Origin of the sequence: Deinococcus alpinitundrae, from assembly GCF_009982895.1 — a bacterium.
Classification (GTDB): Bacteria; Deinococcota; Deinococci; order Deinococcales; family Deinococcaceae; genus Deinococcus; species Deinococcus alpinitundrae.
Map to the genome: position 1 here is coordinate 20,870 of NZ_WXZL01000004.1, position 18,489 is coordinate 39,358.

Consider the following 18,489-nt stretch of genomic DNA (forward strand, 5'->3'; position numbering starts at 1 on the left):
GCAACACTGACCTGAAAAACGGCGACATTGAACGATGTGGGTGAGTCATGGTGGCACGCGCGCCGCACGCTGTCAAATGCCCAGGTCACGCTGCTCGACGCCGTGCTGGACGGAAATTTTTTGTTGCACAATAAGCCGAAGGCGGCGCAGTGTGGCGGACGCGGCTCAGTCGCCCTGACCGCTGGCCGTTTCGATTGCTTGCAGTTCGGCGGCAATCTGGGCAGCCACCACCGCGTTGTTCCTGACCAGGGCAATATTGGCTGTGAGGCTGCGGCCCCCGGTGATCTCCACGATGCGGCCCAGCAGGTAAGGGGTGGTGTCCTTGCCCTTGATGCCCCGCTCGGCCATATCCGAGAGCGCCTGCTCGATCACCGGGTCGATCTCGGCGCGGCTGATCTCGGCCTCCGCCGGAATCGGGTTGGCGATCAAGACTCCGCCCCCCGTGCGGCCCGGCAAGGTCAGCGACCACTGGGCAAACAGAGCGCGGGCCACCCCGGAAGCGTCTTCGACCATCAGCGGCGCACCGAAGCCCGACTCACGGCTGTAAAAGGCCGGGAACCCGCCGGCGCCAAACCCGATCACCGGCACGCCCTGGGTTTCCAGGTACTCCAGCGTCAGGCCGATGTCGAGAATGCTCTTGACCCCGGCGCTGACGACCGCCACCGGCGTGCGGGCCAGTTCCATCAGGTCGGCGCTGATGTCGAAGGTCTGCCCGGCTCCCCGGTGAACGCCCCCAGTGCCCCCGGTGGCGAACACCCGAATACCCGCGAGTGCGGCCACCCGCATGGTGGTGGCCACAGTGGTGGCGCCGTGACCGCCCATCGCCACTGTCATGGGCAGATCACGCACGCTGATCTTCTGCACGGCCTTGTCGGTGCCGAGGATTTCGAGTTCGTCGTCGCTCAGGCCCGCCTTGAGCCGCCCGGCGATCACGGCGATGGTGGCGGGCACGGCTCCGGAGAGGCGAATCAGGCTCTCGACCTCGCGGGCGGTTTCCACGTTCTGCGGGTACGGCATGCCGTGACTGATGATGGTGCTTTCCAGCGCCACCAGCGGGCGGCGGTCTTGAATGGCCTGGGCCACTTCGGGCGCGAAATCGAGCAGGGGATGAGGCATGCCGATCAGGGTAACGGGTTTGCGGGGCAAATGGTTCAGGGGTCTGTGTCAGTGGTCTGGGACCGCAGGGCAGGCACCAGCACCGCCCGACCCCGCTCGGCCAGCAGCAGGGCGGGCGACAGACCAGGCCGCACCGCGCCCGGCGCTTCGATGGTCAGCGCGGCACAGAGGTGGGCCTGCTTCAAAGCTTCGGGCCACGCCTGGCCGTGCCAGCAAGCGGCGATCAGCCCGGCCAGCAGGGCGTCGCCCGCCCCGGTCACATCCTGCACCTGCGCCTCGTAGGCGGGCGTGGCGATCGGCGGCCCCTCCCCCACCAGCCAGCTGCCGCGCTGGCCGAGGGTGATCAGCACGTATTCAGCCCCGCGCTGCCGCAGTTGCCGGGCGGCGTCCAGGAGGGCGCCTTCTTCCGCGTCGATCAGGTCCAGCCCGGTCAGTGCGGCGAGTTCGGCCCGGTCGGGACTGAGCAGCCACAGCGGGCGCGCGGGCGAGAGCAGCTCTCGCAGCCGCCCGGCTTTGGGCGCGCTGACCGGCTCCAGCACGCTGGGCACGCCGCGCTGGGCCGCTTCGTCCAGCAGCCGGGCCACCACCTCGGGCGGCAGGTTGGCGTCCACGATCAGGGCGCTGGCGCTGCCCAGGGCACTGGCCCAGTGCTGCGCGTCGGCGTCGGTCAGGCCAGCGGTCAGGGCCATGCTGCTCAACCCGGCGTGGAGTTCGCCCTGCTCGGTCAGGACCGCCAGGTAGCTGCCGCTGGGGCCGTCTCTGCGCAGCACCCCCGACATGTCCACCCCGCTGGCGGCGGTGAAGCTCAGCAGGCTGTGGCCGAAGGCGTCGTCGCCCACCACCCCCAGCAACCGGGTCGGCACGCCGAGCTGCGCCAGATTCTGCGCCAGATTGCGGCCCACCCCGCCGGGCGAGAAGGTCGTGTGGGCGGGGTTGCTGGTGCCGAGTTGCAGCGGCGCGGGCAGGCGGCTGAGAATATCGGTGTTGAGACCACCCGCCACCACCACCGGCCCGGACTTCATCACCTGTCTTCCACTCTGCTTGGACTCACCGCCGCACAATACAGGCATGAAGCTGCCCGACGCCCTCGCCCGCGAGATCATCGCCTCGCACCAGCAGCGCCCGCGCAATGTCGGCACGCTGCCGGACGCGCCTCACGCCGAGCGCCAGAATCCCGGCTGCGGCGATCAGATCACGGTCTGGGTTCGTCTGGAGAGCGAGCGACTGCGCCTGAGCTTCGAGGGCAAAGGCTGCGCCATCTCGCAGGCCAGCGCCAGCTTGATGACCGAGCGGCTCGGCGGCCTGACCCGCCCTCAGGCGGCGGAGGTGGCCGCCCAGTTCCGGGCGATGGTGCAGGGCGAGCCGCCCGCCGAGACGCTGGGCGAACTGGCGGCGCTTTCGGGCGTCAGCAAGCTGCTGGCCCGCCGCCGCTGCGCCCTGCTGGCCTGGGACGCACTGGCGCAGGCGCTGGGCGACGCCACTTGAAGGCCAAAGCCGGCACGCTCAGAACTACACCCCGGCTTGCTATTCCGTAAATAGCAGAATTGAGCTACACTGAGCAGTATGTCGCAGCCCGAGAACACCGACGCCGCCCTGCGGCCCAAGACCCTGGCCGAATACGTGGGACAGGTCAAGCTCAAAGACAAGCTGGGCGTGTACCTGCAGGCCGCCCGTGGCCGCCGCGAGGCGCTCGACCACACCCTGCTGTTCGGGCCGCCGGGCCTGGGCAAAACCACCCTGGCGCACATCATCGCCCATGAACTCGGCGTCAATGTCCGGGTCACCTCCGGCCCGGCCATCGAGAAGCCCGGAGATCTGGCGGCCATTCTGACCAACAGCCTGGAAGAAGGCGACGTGCTGTTTATCGACGAGATTCACCGGCTGGGCCGGGTCGCCGAGGAGCACCTCTATCCAGCGATGGAGGATTTCAAGCTCGACATCGTGCTGGGCCAGGGACCGGCGGCGCGCACCATCGAGCTGCCGCTGCCGCGCTTTACCCTGGTCGGTGCGACCACCCGCCCCGGCCTGATCAGCGCGCCGATGCGCAGCCGCTTTGGGATCATCGAGCATCTGGAGTACTACACGCCGCAGGAACTCGCCCTCAACCTGCTGCGCGACGCCCGGCTACTGGGCTTCGGGCTCGAAGAGGAAGCGGCCCTGGAAGTCGGGGCGCGCTCACGCGGCACCATGCGCATTGCCAAGCGGCTGCTGCGACGGGTACGCGACTACGCCGAGGTGGCGGGCGAGAAGGTCATTGGCCTGGAGCGCACCTTCAGCGCCCTCGACAAGCTGGGCCTTGATGCGGCAGGCCTGGACGACCGCGACAAGAAGTACCTGGAGACCCTGATTCACCGCTTCGCGGGCGGCCCGGTGGGGGTAGACACCCTCGCCACCGCCATTAGCGAGGACGGTCTGACCCTGGAAGACGTGTACGAGCCGTACCTGATTCAGCTCGGATTCATCAAGCGCACGCCCAGAGGCCGGGTCGCGACCGCCCACGCTTACCAGCACCTCGGCCTGCCCGTCGCGGGTCACCCGGACGACGATCTGCCGCTGTTTATCAACTGAAGCTATCAACGAAAACGGCCGCCTCGATCATGAGGCGGCCCGTTTGGCGATGGGTTTCAGGCGCTGGGAATCTTGATGACCTGGCCGGCCTGAATGGCATCGGGGTTGGAAATGTTGTTGAAGTGGGCGATGTCCTTGTAGCGCATGGCGTCGCCGAAGTACTTCTGGGCGATGGCGCTAAGGGTGTCGCCCGCCTTGATGGTGTAGGTGGCGTCACCGCTGGCCGCGTCACGGTCCTTGTGCATTTCCTTGGCCTGGGCGACCACCTTGAGGTCGCTCACATCCACGCCCGCCACGCCGGCCACACCGCGCGCGACCTGCTCGGCCAGCCGCTGCTCGTGGTCGCTGTCGACTGCGCCGCGCAGAATGACGCTCTTGCCGCTTTGCAGCACGTCAATGGGGTCGTCGGCCAGTTCGCCGTTGCTGCGAATGGCATGGTAGACGGCTTTGGCGATTTTGCTGCTCTCGACCGCTTGGGCGATGGCGTCGTCGGCGCTGGTGCTCTTGCTGACCGGGCTAGGCACCGGGTCGCTCTGCATGACGCTGCCGCCCTGTGAGCCGGTTTCGGTGACGCTGCTGGCGTCGTCCTGCGTGCTGCCGACCTCAACGCTGCCCACCTCAACACTGGGCGTGGGCGCGCTCACCTGCACCTCGCTGGCCTGCTGGGCCACCAGCCCGCTGATGTCCACATTCTTGACGCCATTGATGCCCTCGGCGATCACCGTGACGAGCTGGCCGTAGCGGTCGGTGGGCACCATACCCGAAACCGCCACGTTGCCGCCGCTTTCGCTGACCTGGAGTCCCAGATCCTTGAGATGGGGCTGGGCGTTGAGAGCTTCCTTGACGCGATCTGCCGTCGATTTTCCAAAGGGCCACATGGGTTCAGGGTACCCTGCCGGAAGTTCAGAATGTAAGAAGATTACTTTTGATGAAGAATTGTTCCGGGCGTTCCTCATCTCGACAGGGTCGAGGCATCATCAATGGCGAAACACTTTTCCAGTACAGGGTGTGACTTTTTTCTCACCTTGCTTCCTTCCCTTCGCCTGCTGCCCTGGTCAGGCGGAGGCTCTGCCTGAGAGCAGACACGAAAGGGAAAGCTATTGCGGCAATCCTGAGAAAAGCGACTTGTCATTCTGCCCAAAACGTAATACAATCGCCCGAGTTATGACGTACGCTCTCCAATCCGCAGCCCGCCAGCATATCGAAAGCCGGTTCCGGGCAGCCATTGACCGCGACATCAGCGGAGTGGCCGCCGACGAGTGCCTGATGCGCGGGCTGATCACGCCGGAAGGCACCCCGGCAGCGCGGCTGTGCCTGGGCAGCCATCCCGCCGTGAGCGATCTGCTGTTCCGTCAGCTGGCCCTCGACTGGGACGCTGTGGTATATGTCTACGACGGCACGCGCGGCGAGCAGTCGCGCTACCTCAAGGCCAAGCTCGACCTCACGGTGGCGCTGGCGGCGAGCGGCGACGAGCTGACCCCCGCCGTCGAGCAGCACCTGGACGCGGCGCACCGGGCGCTGGAAAAACTCTGGCGGGTGTGGGCTGGGTATCAGGCGACCACCACCGACGATCTGGCGCGGGCGGTGGACGAGTTCGGGGAAGTGGGCTAACCAGACGAGAAGTCCGGCTTCACAGCCCGAAACGCCGGTAGATGTGATCCACCTCGCGCAGATACCAGGCCAGATCGAACGCCTCGCCGAGTTCGGTGTCGCTCAGTGGGTTGGCGGGGTCGGCGGCCAGCAGCTCGCGCAGGCCCTCGCCGGTCTCCCAGCTTCGCAGGGCGTTGCGCTGCACGATCTCGTAAGCCGCCTCGCGAGAGAGCTGCTTGTCGTCGATCAGCAGGTGCAAGACCCGCTGGCTGAACACCAGCCCGCCCAGGTCGTTGAGGTTGTGAAGCATCCGCTCTGGGAATACCACCAACCCCTCCAGCACCCCCATCAGGCGGCGGGCGGCGTAGCTGGCCAGCCCTGTCGCGTCCGGCAAGATGACCCGCTCAGCGCTCGAATGACTGATGTCGCGCTCGTGCCACAGCGGCACGTTTTCCAGCGCCGTGACCAGGTAGCCGCGCAGCAGCCGGCTCATCCCGGTCACGTTCTCGGTGAGAATCGGGTTTTTCTTGTGCGGCATACTGGAACTGCCCTTCTGACCTTTGCCGAACGGCTCCATCGCCTCGCGCACCTCACTGCGCTGAAGGTGGCGGATTTCCACTGAAATCTTCTCTAAGGTGGTGCCAAAAATCGCCAGGGCCGACAGCACCTCGGCGTGGCGGTCGCGCGCCAGTGTCTGGTTGGTGACGGGCGCCACCTGCCAGCCCCAGGCCGCCGCCACCTGCTCTTCCACCTGCGGGCTGACGTGGGCGTAGGTGCCCACCGACCCCGAGAGCATCACCACCCGCACCCGCTCGCGGGCCGCATTCAAGCGCTCCAGATCGCGGTCCAGGGTGGTCATCCAGTTGAGAAACTTGAGGCCGAAGGTCATCGGCTCAGCGTGAATGCCGTGGGTGCGGCCAATCGTGGGCGTGTGCTTGTACGTCACGGCCTGGGCGCGGCAGACCGCCCGCAGCGCCTCTGCATCGGCCATGATGAGACCCAGCGCCTCGTCAAGCAGCAGATTCTGGGCCGTGTCCACCACGTCGGTGCTGGTCAGACCGTGGTGCACGAAACGGGCCGCCTCGCCGTAGCGCTCGGTCAGGGCGGTGGTGAAGGCCACGATGTCGTGGCGGGTCACGCTCTCGATCTCGGCCACCCGCACCGCGAAGGCGGCGTCGAGGGGGTCGGCGTCGGTCAGGGGCAGCAGATCGTGGTACGCGCCGGGCGGCACCTCGTCGATCTCGGCCTGCACCTTGAGGGCGCTCAGCTCGACCTTGAGCCAAGCCCGGTAGCGGCTGGCCTCACTCCACAGCTCTTTCATCTCGGGGGTCAGGTAACGGTCAATCATCGGTGCTCAGCCTACACGCTCAGCCCGGCTCTGCAGGTTCAGAACTGGGCCGAGTCGTTGACGCCCACCCACAGCACCTTCACGCCCGGCACCTTGAGTGCGTCTGAGGGCAGCAGGGCGTTCCAGGCGGCGCTGAACGCCACCGCGTCGGGCAGGCCGAGCGAGCGCTGCAAGTCGTTCTGGTAATCCGAGCAGTAGCTGGCCCCCAGCGCACCGCTGAGGCTGTACATCTGGCCCGTGAGCTGCCGCACCCGGCTTTCCAGCGCCGCGAACTGGGCTGGGCGCACGCCCACGTCGAGCACCACGACGGCGTAGCGGGGCAGCAGCGCGTCGGTGGAGCGCACCCCCGCCACCTGGGTAATACCCGGCTGGTCGGCCATCTGGCCCGGCCCCAGCTTGCGGGCCAGGTGCGAACACGGTCCCCAGAAATTGGCCAGGTTGGTGGTGCGCCAGCACGGCAGCAGCAAGCTGCCCTCCGGCGCGCGGGCCAGCGCCTCGGCCACGCTCACGAGTTTGTCCTCGGGCACCTGCCCGCTTTCCAGCAGGTTCGCCGCCCGAAGCTCGCTCCCTGCTGGAACCGCCCGAAAATTGAGGGTGCGCGGCTCGATGGCCGGAAGGCGCAGGCAACCGGAGAGCAGCAGGGCGAGCAGCGGCAAGGCCAGCAGGCGAGAGGCAAGCAGAGAACGGAGCATGGCTCAGTTTGGCGCACAGCTGTGACGTAAAGGTGACGGCGTGCTGCCCGCGTGTCAGGCAGCTCACCTTGTCGGCGTGAACAGAGGCGCGGGCTGACTGCGCCGCTACACTGATCAGCATGACCACGCCGCCCGCTGAGATGGCCCCCACCGCTCTGGCCGCCTTTCTGGACACTGCCGTTGCCGCCGCCCTGGCCGCCGGGGCGATTCAGCTCGCCCGCGCCGGCCTGCCGCACGAGGTCCGGGCCAAGTCCATCTTCAGCGACCTGGTGACCGAGGTGGACGCGCTGTGCGAGGCCGAGATCCGCCGCATCATTCTGGCCGCCCACCCAGACCACGCGGTGCTGGGCGAGGAGGAAGGCCAGGCTGGAGACGGTGAATTCCTGTGGGTCGTCGATCCGCTGGACGGCACCGTAAATTACGCGCGCGGCTACCCGGTCTACTGCGCCTCGGTGGCGCTGGAGGTGCGCGGCGTGCGGGTGGTGGGGGCCGTCTACGATCCGACCCGGCGCGAACTGTTCACCGCCTCACTCGGCGGCGGCGCGTTTCTCAACGGCGCGCGCATCCGGCCCTCCGAGACGCCCCGGTTGCAAAGCCCGGCGCTGATCTCCACGGGCTTTCCCTACAACGTGGCCGACGACGCCAGCAACCTGACCCGGCTGGGCAAGCTGCTGGCACTCGGCGTGCCGGTGCGGCGGCCCGGCGCGGCGGCGCTCGATTTGTGCAACGTGGCCTGCGGGCGGATGGACGGCTACTGGGAGTCGGGCCTCAAGCGGTGGGACTCGGCGGCGGCCAGCTTGATCGTCGAGGAGGCGGGCGGCGTCGTCAGCGATTTGGCCGGCGCACCGACCCCCTACGGCCTGGGCATCGTGGCGGCCAACCCAGCGCTGCACGCCGAACTGCGCTCGGTCCTGGGGCACTCCGACCAACCGGAATGAACAGCCGCGTCGTGGGATGGATGGTGGCGCTGCTGGTGCTGCTCAACGTGGGCGGGGCCGCCTCGGTGCTGCTGAGCCTGGGGCGCGGCGACTGGGGCGGCCTGGGCACCCTGGCCTGGGTGCTGGGGCTGGATGTGGCCGGTTTCTGGTTGCTGCGGCAACTGAGAGACTAAACTGAGGAGTGTGGCGGCCAACGCCTCCAGCACGCTGTATCCTACCGGCCTCCCCTTCGTTGTTTTCGATCTCTGAACCACTTCATTTTCACGGTAAGGGAGGGCGTCTCGTTGGCCTCGGACATGCTGCAAGCTCTGGTTCGCCGTGTGGAGCGCACTTGCTCACGCCGGGGCCGCCTGGCGCTGGGACTGGTGGGTGAACCGGGCATCGGCAAAACCCATCTGGGTCACCAGTTGATGGCCGGGGTGGACGCCTTCAAATTGACGCTGCCTGCCCGCGCCTACGAAACGGGATTCGCTGCGCTGCGCCGAGTTCAAGACGGACCGGTGTGGGCGCAGCGCACCCTGGAGCGCAGTCTGGCCGGACAGTCGGTGGAGGCGGGGGGGCTGGCCAGCGCCGTCGGCGCTCTGCTGGGTAAAGTCGCTCCGGCAGTGGTCTGGGCCGAGGATTTTCACGAGGTGGGTGAACAAGCGGCGGAGTTCTGGACAGCGCTGGCCCGCAGTTTGCCAGCGGGCCTGGGCGTGGCGCTGATTCTCAGCAGCCGCACGCCGCTGCCCGACACCTTCAGTGAGCAGCGCCTGACGCCGCTGAGCCAGACCGAGGCCCGCGAACTTCTCGCTGAGCAAGCGGGCGGGCCGCTGCCCCCGGCGGCACTGAAGTGGATCGAAGCGCGTGGGCACGGCAATCCGCTGTTTCTGATGGAATTTTTCCGCTTCCTCAGCCGCAGCGGAGCACTCTACCGGGACGCCGCTGAAGGGCGCTGGCACTGGCGTGAGCCGCACACGGCGGCGCTGCCGATGGGTGTGGAAGCCTTGATCGCCGAGCATCTGGCCCGCCTGTCGTCCGGAACGAACCACCCGCACGCCGAGCGCTTGCTGGGTCTGTGGGCGCTGTGGGACAGTGCTTTGCCCGCAGAAGCGCTGAGCGTTGAGCTGGCCGCACACCTCAGCGGACTGAGTGCGGCGCAGAGTGCCGCGCTCGACGCCGTGGGGCAAGCCAGCGGCGTGCGCACCGCTGAGGGCTTTGCCCACCCCCTGTTTCGGGAAGTGGCGCTGCGGGAGTTACCTCAGTCCACCCGGCGCGAACTGGCCCGCCGCTGTGCAGAGGCCCTGACGGATCAGCCGGAGCAGGCCGCCGCGTTTCTGAAGTGGGCCGAGTGGCCGGCGGCTGAGGTCGCGGCGCGGCTCAGCAGCGCCCTCGGCGCGGCCCAGGCGCGGGGTGCGCTGCGGCGCGTGGCGACTTACCTGGACGCCCTGGTGGATGTGGTATCCCCCCAGGAGCGGGCCGGGGCCGCCCTGGCCGCCGCTGCGGCGCTGCAGCCCATTCATACCGAACACGCCCTGACCCGCGCCCGCCAGGCCCAGGCGCTTGAGCCGGGCAGCCCGGAGGCGCTTTACTTATGCGCCCGCTTGCTGGCCCAGACGGGACGCGGACAGGAAGCCGAGCGGCTGCTGAGCGAGGCCCCAAGCCCCATCAGCCTTCAACCCAAGTACTGGGCGACCTTGCTGGAAACGCGGGTCAGCGCGGCGGATTTCAGCGGGGTCATGCAGGTCTGGCAGGCCCACGCGGCCGAGCTGGAACGCTGGCCACTGCTTCAGACTGGGGTGGCGCTGGCCCGCGTGCGGCTGGGCGAGCCTGAGGCGGCGGTGGCGGGCATTCGGGAGGCACTGGGCCGCAGCACGGATGCGGGCGAACAGGTCGCGCTGCTGCACGCACTGTCGCGGGCGCAGATTGCCCAGGCCGATCCCGAGATGCTCAGCAGCATGGGCCGCGCCCTGGAGATTGCCGCTGAGGCGGGCCTGAACGGGCCGCGCACCGAGATCCTGCTTGACCGGACGCGGGTGCTGACCTGGGCAGCCCAGCTGCGCGGCGCGGCGGCAGACGCCAGCGAGGCGGTTCGTCTGGCCGAGGCCCACGGCGACTTGCGGTTACTGGCCCGCGCCCAGAGCGACCTGGCCAATTGCCTGACGAATCTCGGCGAGTTTGAGCAGGCCGAGGAATTGCTGCTGGCGGCCCTGGAGGTCCTCGGCAGCGAAGAGGCTTCACGCTACACCGTGCTGACCCAGCTGTATTTGACCAACCTGTATCTGGAATGGGCCAGACCGCCGGACGCCCTGTTGGCGGTGCGCCACGCCCGCAGGACCTTGAAGCTGGCCCGCGAGGTTCACGACACGGCCTTCTTGACCTGGATGCTGAGCATCGTCGCCTGGGCCGAAGCGGTTCACGGCGACCTCGAGCGTGCCGAGGCCCTGATCGAGGAGGGCGAAACGCTGATACGCCGCAGCAGCCAGCGCGCCACCCAGCCGTTTTACTCGTTTGCACGCGGCTTTGTGCTGGAGCGCCAGCAGCACCCCGAAGCCGCCGCCGAGATGTTTGACACCGCTTACCAGCAAGCCGCCGCGCTGCGAATGCTGAACTACGCCGAGCGCTTCGGCCTGGAAGCGGACCGGCTGCGCGGCGACCGGGCGCGGGCCGAGACACGGCTGGCCTTTTTTCAGGACCATCAGCTGCTGGGAGCGGCCCACACCGCCCTGATTTATTTTCCGCCGCTTCAGGGCACGGCCAGCCCGTCGCCTGCGCCGAGTGCCCCGCTGCGCCTCGAGGTGCTGGGCGAGGTGAGGGTGACGCTGGCTGGGCAGCCGCTGGCCTTCAACTCTCCCCGCGGGCTGCGCCTGCTGGTACGGTTGCTGGAAGCGCGGCTGGCGGGGCGTCCGGGCCTGGCGCAGGCTGAGCTGCTCGACCTGCTCTACCCCGACGATGATCCGCAGCGCGCCGCGGCCAAACTGCGTCAGCAAGTCCACCGCCTGCGCTCGGTGCTGGGCGCGAGCAGCATCGTGGGCCGCCAGAGCTCTCTGGGAAGCGCTGACGGCTACGCTCTGGGCGAGCTCAGCAGCGACGCCGAGGACTTTCTCAAGACCCGTGAGCCGCAGCTCTGGCGCGGCGCATACCTGGCTGGCCTTGACGACGACCTCTCCAGCGCCCGCGACGTACTGCTCTACGGCCTGCGCAGCGCGGCCTTCACCGCCGGGACCCACGACCCCCGCGAGGCTGCGCGGCTGGGGCGCATCGTGCTGGAGATGGAACCCTTTGATTGGCCCGCGCTCTCCATGACGCTGACCAGCTTGCGTGAGAGCGGCGAGATCATGGCCCTGCTTTCGGTGTACGCCGAGGTTCGTCAGCGCTGCGCCCTGATCGGTGAGCGGCTGCCCGAAACCTGGGAAGATTTTTTGGAAACCCAGCAGATGAGTGTTCTCTGAGCCCACACAACCGTTGACCTGAAGAACCAACTTAGGAGCCGCCGCAGACAGCATCGGCCGCGGCGCTGCGGGGGTGTCACGGGCATGTCACCGCCGCCCATTAGGCTTGGCGCAGTTCAAAACGCAGCTGTTGACCGCACAGCGGTCAGCTCCCTTCATCCAACGGTCGGTCGTGGGTGGCTGCCTTTTGGCTGCCGCGTTCCCGCAACATCAGCTGATGTGTTGACCCTCTGCTTCAAAGGAGAACCGAAATGAGAAGTGTAGCGATTATCGGCGCAGGACAAGCGGGCCTTCAACTGGCGCTGGGCCTGCAATCTCAGGGTTACCGCGTCACAGTGGTCAGTGACCGCAGCGCCGAGCAACTGGAGACGGGCCGGATCATGAGTACCCAGGCCCTCTTTCACGACGCCTGCGCCACCGAGCGCGCCCAGGGCCTCGATTTCTGGTCCTCGCAGTGTCCGCCGATCGAGGGGATCGCCGTGAACGTGTCGCCGCCCGGCGCTCGGGGTCAGCCTGCCCTGTCGTTCGCCGCCCGCCTGGATCAGCCTGCCTACAGCGTCGATCAGCGGCTCAAGTTCGGGGCCTGGCTGCGCGAATTTGAGCGGCGCGGCGGCGCGGTCCTGATTGAGCAAGCCGACATCCAGCGCACCGACCTGCTCAGCGCTGAGCACGACCTGACGCTGATTGCCAGCGGCAAAGGCGATCTGGGCCGCTTGTTTGAGAACGATCCCCAGCGCAGCCCCTTTCACGCTCCCCAGCGCCATCTGGCCCTGGCCTACCTCAAGTCGGCGCGGCCCAGAGCGGGTCACAGCGCGGTGAGTTTCACCCTGATTCCGGGTGCGGGCGAAATCTTTGTGCTGCCGGGGCTGACCCGCACCGCCCAGGGCCACACCCAGCCTTACGAAAATGTCTTGATCGAGGCCGTGCCCGGCGGCTCCTTAGACGTGTTCGGGGGTGTGCGTGAGCCACAAGAACACCTAAGGCTGATGCTCGAGTTGCTGCGCGAGTACTGTCCGTGGGACTACGACCGCCTCAAGGACGCCGAACTCACTGACGAGCAGGCCACCCTGAGCGGCAAAGTCACGCCGCAGGTGCGCCGCCCGGTGGCCCGCTTGCCGTCGGGCCGCTGCGTCCTGGGTCTGGGCGACACCCTGGTGATCAACGATCCCATCACCGGCCAGGGCGCGGGCAGTGCGGCCAAAGCGGCGGCGCTGTACCAGGAACGGATCATCTGGCGGGGCCAGCAGCCGTTTGACCGCGTCTGGATGGAACAGACCTTCGAGGAGTACTGGAGCTACGCCCGCTACGTCACCCGCTGGACCAATGCCATGCTCGGCCCGCCGCCGCCGCACATTCTGGCGGTGCTGAACGCGGCCCAGTCGCGCCCAGGGTTGGCCCACGCCTTTGTCAATGCCTTCAATCACCCGCCGCAGTTTTTTCCCTGGTTGGAGCACCCCTCGGAAGCCGAGCGCCTGATCGAGCAGCACCAGGTGGCCTAGCGGTAGCGGCCTGCCCCTGACCGTCCACGGCCACCGCCCCTTGCCATGAAGGAGTTTGACCATGAAAATGACCCGTAACGCCCTGATCTGCAGCGTCCTGATCAGTGTCCTGGCCGTGTCGTGTGGCAGCACCGCGCCGCCGATCACCCCGCCCGACAGCGACTTTACTGCGCCCGCCGACACCACCCTGTCGCCCGACACCCGCGTCCTGACGTCCGCCGCCCGCACAGCGCTGGTCTACGCTTCTGCCGACCTCAGCGTGCTGCGCTTCCAGGACGCCGGCCTCAACTTTGCGCCGGGGCAGATTCTGGTGTCCGAAGACACTGCCGTCATTCCCGACGGAATGTTGCGCCGGGTGCTGTCTGTCAAGGCTGTCGGGAACCTCACCGAACTGCAAACCGAGCAGGCCAGCTTGGAAGACGCCATCGAGAACGGCGACCTGCAAGCAGTCGAGCCGCTGAGCCTGGACGACATCGAGGAGCGGACCATCGCCACCGAAGGTGTGGAGGTCCTGATCAACGGACAGCCCCTCCCGCCCCTCATCCCGCAAGGTCTGGGCCACCCCGCCGCGTCCCTGACACCCCAGGCGACCAAGACCGTCGGCAAACTGGAACTCAAGATCAAGGACAAAGTGCTGTGTCAGCTTGACGGCGACAGCAAAGTGGTCATGAACGGCTCGTTTTACGCCGACTTCAAGGTGTTTGCCAGCGCCAAATTGAAATTGTTCAAGCTCAAACACTTTGACGCGGGCGTGGAGATGAACGAGAAATCCACCATTCGGCTCACCGGCGAGTGCAGCAAAACCCTCTTTGAAAAGGAAGTCGAGCTGGCCCGCTTCAAGATGCGGGTCAGAACCTACTGGATCGGCCCGGTGCCGATCGTGGTGCGCCCTGAAGTCGTGATGACGGCGGGTGCGAACGGCAAAATCTCGGCCAAGGTGGACTTCACCGCCACCCACGAGTTTCATGCCCGCTACGGCGTCAAGTGGGACAAAGGCGACGGCTGGAACTGGATTAACGAAAAAAGTCAGTCCTTTACCTTCACGCCGCCCAAGTTCTCGGTCAGCCTCAACGCCGAAGGCTACATCGGGGCGCGCGCGGGCCTGCGCTTTTACGGCCTGGCCTCGGCCTTCGTGCACCCCAAAATCTTCGCCGAGTTCGATGCCAGCGTGACTGCGCCGCAAAATACCTACAAGTGGGGCCTTGACGCCGGATTCCGGGTGGGCGTGGGCGCGGAGGCCAGCTTGTTTGGCCGTGAACTGGGCAAGGTGGAAAAAGACCTGGTGGAGTTCCGCAAAACGCTGGCCTCGGGGTCGGGCAAGCTCTAAGAATTTAAGATGAAGTCGCGTCTAGCCTGCCTGTGCTAGACGCGACTTTACTGGAACAAATGGAGGGGAAGGGAGGTGATTCTGGTCATGGACTGCCCGGCAACTGCTGGGGCGTCACACCCAGGGCCACCAGCACCAGAGCGGCGATAAAGCCCGCGCAGATCAGAGCGATCAGCAGCATGAATCCGCCCAGCAGCACGCTCAAGGCCGACTTGAGTACGCTCAGGCGCTGAGCGGCGGCCAGCGACTGCACGAGCAGCAGCAAGGTCCAGCCGCTGAGCAGTAAGCTCAGGCCGCTCAGCAGCGCTGCCCCCGCCGATTCTCCGTTCATCAGCGGCGAGAGCAAGTACGACACCAGCACCGGCAAGCTGCTCCAGGCCGCCGCCAGCCGCGAGGCCCGCAGACTGCCCTGACCGCCCAGCAACCGGGCCGCGCCCTGCAACATCAGCGGCCAGCCCAGCGCCTGTAGGGTGCCCAGCACCAGCCCGCTGACGAGCGCCACGTTCAAGACGTTGGTGCCCGCCGGGAGCAGCGGGGCCAGCGCTTCCCTGACCTGCGGCGCGAGCGACGAGAGGAGCCCCGCGCCGAGCAGCAGTGGCCGTGCCCAGCTGTCACCCTGCCCGAACTGAAGCAGGTTGAGCAGGGTGGAGGCCGGGGCCGTCCACATACGCTGCCAGGGATTGACCGGACCGGACGACGGCGCGGGAGCAGAGGGAGACACAGGCATCCGGGTATTTTGGCACGGCCCGCCGCCCGGCCCACTTCATCCGTTGTCCGCTCAGGAGTTGCCGACCCGCTGCGCGCACTCGGGCGCTGGAAACAGTCCGGTAAAGCGCAACGACCCGGCCAGCGGCCCCGAGCGCGCGCGCAGCGCGGCGGGCGACAGCACCGCGTCCTGAAAGGCCAGGACCAGCGGCTGACGACTGGCCTGCACCGTCGCCACGCTGCCGACGGTGCGCCATAGTGGAGCGGGCAGCGGGTAGGCTTGCAGGCCCGACGGCAGCGGCCACACCACCAAGCGGGTCAGCACCGTGAAGCCGTGGCCCTCGGCCACCATGCCCAGCGCCACCTGCGCGTCTTTAAGGCGCACGGCGGGCGTGGGCGGGCGCGAGTGGAGGGCGATGTGGGCCGCGATGTGCGGCGCGCAGTCTTCCTCGCAGACGATGTAGGCGGCGCGGTGAAAGGCGTCCCAGGTCTTCAGCCGCGGCTGCCCGGCAGCGGCGACGATCAGGTACTCGTCGGCGAAGAGCGGCTGGCTGCACAGCTCGGGGCGCATCGGCAATCGGCCCAGCCCCAGGTCGGCCTCGCCCGACGCCACCATCCGCTCGATGTCGTCGTGCTCGCCGCTGGTGTCGTGCAAGACGACCTGCACCTGCGGATAGCGGCGCTGAAAGCCGCCCAGGGCCGGGGTCAGGAAATGGCGGATGACGCTGCGGCATGACACGATATGCAGCGGCCCGCAAAGGTCGGCGGTCTGGTGGTCTGCCGGGTGGTGTGTGCCCTGGTCTGACGCGGCCCGGCGCAGATCATCCAGCGCGGCGGCGGCGCGGCGGGCATGGATCAGCACCCGCACGCCTGCTGGGGTCGGGAACGCGCCGCGTCGGCCCCGCTCGAACAGGCGCGTGCCGAGCTCCTTTTCGGCCGCCTGCACTGCCTGGCTGACGGTGGACTGCGCCACGCCCAGCCTCAGGGCCGCCTCGCTGAAGCTGCCGGTATCGGCCACCCCGATCAGCGCGGCCAGATGATGGGTGCCCAGTGCGGGTAGGCGACCTGGCAGGGATTCGGCTTCAGCGTCGGGCGCGGGCAGACTCAACCGCAGCGTGCCCGGCCCAGACACGGCGACAGGGGCGGGAGGCACAACACTTCGGGAGTCGGTCACCGCCGCAGTCTAGCGCCCGACTTCCATAGGCAGAACCGATACAACCTCGCTCCTGGCATCGGCAGCGTGCTTTGTTTCTCTGCAGCCCAAGCGCCACAATAGCCGCAAGCACGCTTCTCCAGCCCGGCCCAGCTCTCTCCACGCCCGCACCAGAAGGAAGGCCCCATGACCCGTGACAGCCGATCCCACGACTGCCGACCTGCTGACTCCTGCTCAGAGCGGCTCCCAGGTTCTTTCGCTGCCCGGCTCCCGGCGAAGCTGAGCGCGGCGCTCCTCACCGCCCTGCTGCTGCCAGCAGCGCTCGCAGGCGGCGCGGGCGGGCCGCCGCTGCCCAGGGCCACCGCCCTGCCCGCGCCCGCCGACCTGAGACAGCCGGTACGCGAACTGCAATTCGCCGCCGCCCCGGACGGCAGCCTGATTCTGGCGGCGCTCAGCGATTCGGGCGAATTTTTCAGCGGCCGCGGCTGGTTCACGGGCCGCAACCTGACGGCCTGGAAGTACGGCAGCGGCGCGTGGCAGCAACTTGGCGGGGTGCTCAACTACGATGTGCCGCGCCCCGCCTCGACCCTCAATCTGGCGCTCGACGAGCAGGGCCAGCCGCTCCTGGTCTGGAACGAGAACTACGGCGACAACGACGTGGTGGTGATGCGGGCCTACCTTGGGGGCACGTGGACCAACTGGCACATTCGCTACCTGGGTGACGACCTGCCGTATGCCGCCCGCACCAGAGCGGTGGCGATGCACGGCGGCGAGCCGCAGATCGCCTGGGGCGAGTACCTGCGCAAGCCCTACGGCAGCCGCCTGACCGTGCGCAACTGGGACGGCAAGACCTCCTGGGTGCGCAGCCCGGCCTTCAACGATGTCAAGGCGTTCTCGCGCACGCCTGCACTGGCGCTGGACGCCGGAGGCGAGCCGACCGTGGCCTGGCTGCAAGGAGAGGTGCTGGCCAGCAACGTCTACGCCTCGCGCTGGACCGGCGCGAGCTGGCAACCACTCGGCGGCTCGCTCAACCGCCATCCCGGCAGCTACGTCGCCTCCACCCGGATGGTCATGGACCCCACAGGGCAGCCGACCGTGGCCTGGCTGGAAGACCTGGGTGGGCAGGACACCCTCTACGCCTCGCGCTGGACCGGCACGAACTGGCAGGCGCTGGGTGGCCCGGTCAACCAGCACTTCGCCTCGGCCCCCAGCCTGACGATCAACTCCCAGGGTCAGCCGGTGCTGGCCTGGGTGGAGGAACAGGGCGGCCTCGGTCAGATCCGGCTGGCCCGCTGGACGGGAACGGCCTGGCAGGACTTCGGGGTGCAGAACGTCAGTCCCCGCAAAGACGCCCGCTCGCCCGCCGTGGCGGTGGAGCCGGACGGCACGCTGGCGCTGGCCTGGCGCGAGGACGTGAACGGGATTTATCAGGTGCAGGTGCGGCAGTTCGGGCCGTGAATCTGGCAACCCCAGATTGATCAACGCTGGGCTGCTACACTCCGGGCCATGCTGCCCGCGCCGCCCGAAGAGTGGTTCCAGATCCCCATCCTGAGCGGTCAGGTCGTACGGCTGGAACCGCTCACTCCCGCGCACGCTGCTGGCATCACCCGGCACGCCACCCCGGAAACGGTGGCCTTTCTATCGCGGGGCGGGCCAGCCGAGAACACGCCGCAGGAATGGGCCGCCTACATCGAGCGTCTCAATGCCCTGCCCAACCGCCTCAATTTTGCGGTACTCATCGACAATGAGGTGGCGGGGCGAATCAGTTACAGCGAGGTGCGTCCCAGCGATTTGTGGCTGGAAATCGGCACCATGCTGACCCCACCGTTTCAGGGAACGGCTGCCAACCCGGAGGCCAAATTGCTGCTGCTCACCCGGGCCTTTGAGGTGCTGGGCGCAAACCGGGTTCACTTCAAGGTCGATGAGCGCAATGCCCGCAGCTTGAGGGCCCTGGACAACCTCGGCGCGGTGCGGGAAGGCACCCTGCGTCAGTATCAGGTGCGGCCCGGCGGCTATGCCCGCAACAGTGTGATGTTCAGCATTCTGAGCGGCGAGTGGCTCACCGTGCGGGCACGGCTCATGCAACGTTTAGAAGCGCTCACGAAGCAGCCGCTAAGCTAAG

General features: G+C 67.7%; 17 protein-coding genes. 10 read left to right on the forward strand and 7 right to left on the reverse strand.

Annotated elements, in window-relative coordinates:
* Positions 1–165 precede the first annotated feature (165 nt).
* Entirely contained in the window at positions 166–1,116 is a 951-nt protein-coding gene (locus GUI70_RS04495) for a pseudouridine-5'-phosphate glycosidase (protein WP_161881116.1), read from the reverse strand.
* 35 nt (positions 1,117–1,151) lie between these two features.
* Positions 1,152–2,138, reverse strand: a complete 987-nt coding sequence (locus GUI70_RS04500; RefSeq protein ID WP_161881117.1) for a carbohydrate kinase family protein — start codon at positions 2,136–2,138, stop codon at positions 1,152–1,154.
* A gap of 46 nt (positions 2,139–2,184) precedes the next feature.
* Here GUI70_RS04500 and sufU point away from each other — a divergent pair, with 46 nt between their 5' ends.
* A complete protein-coding gene (sufU, locus tag GUI70_RS04505) occupies positions 2,185–2,601 on the forward strand; it encodes a Fe-S cluster assembly sulfur transfer protein SufU (RefSeq protein WP_161881118.1) in 417 nt (138 codons plus the stop codon).
* Between the two features lie 78 nt (positions 2,602–2,679).
* A complete protein-coding gene (gene ruvB, locus GUI70_RS04510) occupies positions 2,680–3,684 on the forward strand; it encodes a Holliday junction branch migration DNA helicase RuvB (protein WP_161881119.1) in 1,005 nt (334 codons plus the stop codon).
* A gap of 56 nt (positions 3,685–3,740) precedes the next feature.
* Here ruvB and GUI70_RS04515 read toward each other — a convergent pair whose 3' ends face one another.
* Positions 3,741–4,562 carry a BON domain-containing protein gene (locus GUI70_RS04515; protein WP_161881120.1) on the reverse strand — a complete coding sequence of 274 codons (822 nt, stop codon included), beginning with the start codon at positions 4,560–4,562 and terminating at the stop codon, positions 3,741–3,743.
* A 286-nt stretch (positions 4,563–4,848) separates the two neighbouring features.
* Between GUI70_RS04515 and GUI70_RS04520 the strand changes: the two genes are divergently transcribed.
* Positions 4,849–5,295, forward strand: coding sequence for a hypothetical protein (locus GUI70_RS04520; RefSeq protein WP_161881121.1), 447 nt, complete (start codon positions 4,849–4,851; stop codon positions 5,293–5,295).
* Positions 5,296–5,314: 19 nt separating this feature from the next.
* On the opposite strand, the gene purB is transcribed toward GUI70_RS04520, so the two are convergent.
* A complete protein-coding gene (gene purB, locus GUI70_RS04525; protein ID WP_161881122.1) occupies positions 5,315–6,622 on the reverse strand; it encodes an adenylosuccinate lyase in 1,308 nt (435 codons plus the stop codon).
* Between the two features lie 38 nt (positions 6,623–6,660).
* On the reverse strand, positions 6,661–7,314 hold the full coding sequence (locus GUI70_RS04530) for a hypothetical protein (RefSeq protein WP_161881123.1): 654 nt from the start codon (positions 7,312–7,314) through the stop codon (positions 6,661–6,663).
* Positions 7,315–7,433: 119 nt separating this feature from the next.
* Here GUI70_RS04530 and GUI70_RS04535 point away from each other — a divergent pair, with 119 nt between their 5' ends.
* The 5 genes from GUI70_RS04535 (at position 7,434) to GUI70_RS04550 (ending at position 14,509) form a co-directional block, all read left to right on the forward strand.
* Positions 7,434–8,252: an inositol monophosphatase family protein gene (locus GUI70_RS04535; RefSeq protein ID WP_237724697.1), complete on the forward strand. Its 819-nt coding sequence runs from the start codon at positions 7,434–7,436 to the stop codon at positions 8,250–8,252.
* Complete coding sequence (locus GUI70_RS23940; RefSeq protein WP_202630402.1) at positions 8,249–8,425, forward strand: hypothetical protein; 177 nt, start codon at positions 8,249–8,251, stop codon at positions 8,423–8,425. The genes GUI70_RS04535 and GUI70_RS23940 overlap by 4 nt, the downstream gene beginning before the upstream one ends.
* A 123-nt stretch (positions 8,426–8,548) precedes the next feature.
* Complete coding sequence (locus GUI70_RS04540) at positions 8,549–11,683, forward strand: tetratricopeptide repeat protein (RefSeq protein ID WP_161881124.1); 3,135 nt, start codon at positions 8,549–8,551, stop codon at positions 11,681–11,683.
* 251 nt (positions 11,684–11,934) lie between these two features.
* Positions 11,935–13,182 (forward strand): styrene monooxygenase/indole monooxygenase family protein, encoded by a 1,248-nt coding sequence (locus tag GUI70_RS04545; RefSeq protein ID WP_161881125.1) that lies wholly within the window; start codon positions 11,935–11,937, stop codon positions 13,180–13,182.
* Between the two features lie 61 nt (positions 13,183–13,243).
* The gene (locus tag GUI70_RS04550; protein ID WP_161881126.1) at positions 13,244–14,509 is read left to right on the forward strand and encodes a hypothetical protein; all 1,266 of its coding nucleotides are present in this window, start codon (positions 13,244–13,246) and stop codon (positions 14,507–14,509) included.
* 85 nt (positions 14,510–14,594) lie between these two features.
* Here GUI70_RS04550 and GUI70_RS04555 read toward each other — a convergent pair whose 3' ends face one another.
* Together GUI70_RS04555 and GUI70_RS04560 are read right to left on the reverse strand one after the other, a co-directional pair.
* Positions 14,595–15,236: a YIP1 family protein gene (locus GUI70_RS04555; RefSeq protein WP_161881127.1), complete on the reverse strand. Its 642-nt coding sequence runs from the start codon at positions 15,234–15,236 to the stop codon at positions 14,595–14,597.
* Between the two features lie 51 nt (positions 15,237–15,287).
* On the reverse strand, positions 15,288–16,388 hold the full coding sequence (locus GUI70_RS04560; RefSeq protein ID WP_161881128.1) for a LysR family transcriptional regulator: 1,101 nt from the start codon (positions 16,386–16,388) through the stop codon (positions 15,288–15,290).
* Between the two features lie 165 nt (positions 16,389–16,553).
* On the opposite strand from GUI70_RS04560, the gene GUI70_RS04565 reads away from it, so the two are divergent.
* The gene (locus tag GUI70_RS04565) at positions 16,554–17,825 is read left to right on the forward strand and encodes a hypothetical protein (protein ID WP_161881129.1); all 1,272 of its coding nucleotides are present in this window, start codon (positions 16,554–16,556) and stop codon (positions 17,823–17,825) included.
* A 48-nt stretch (positions 17,826–17,873) separates the two neighbouring features.
* Complete coding sequence (locus tag GUI70_RS04570) at positions 17,874–18,488, forward strand: GNAT family N-acetyltransferase (protein ID WP_161881130.1); 615 nt, start codon at positions 17,874–17,876, stop codon at positions 18,486–18,488.
* Position 18,489 lies beyond the last annotated feature (1 nt).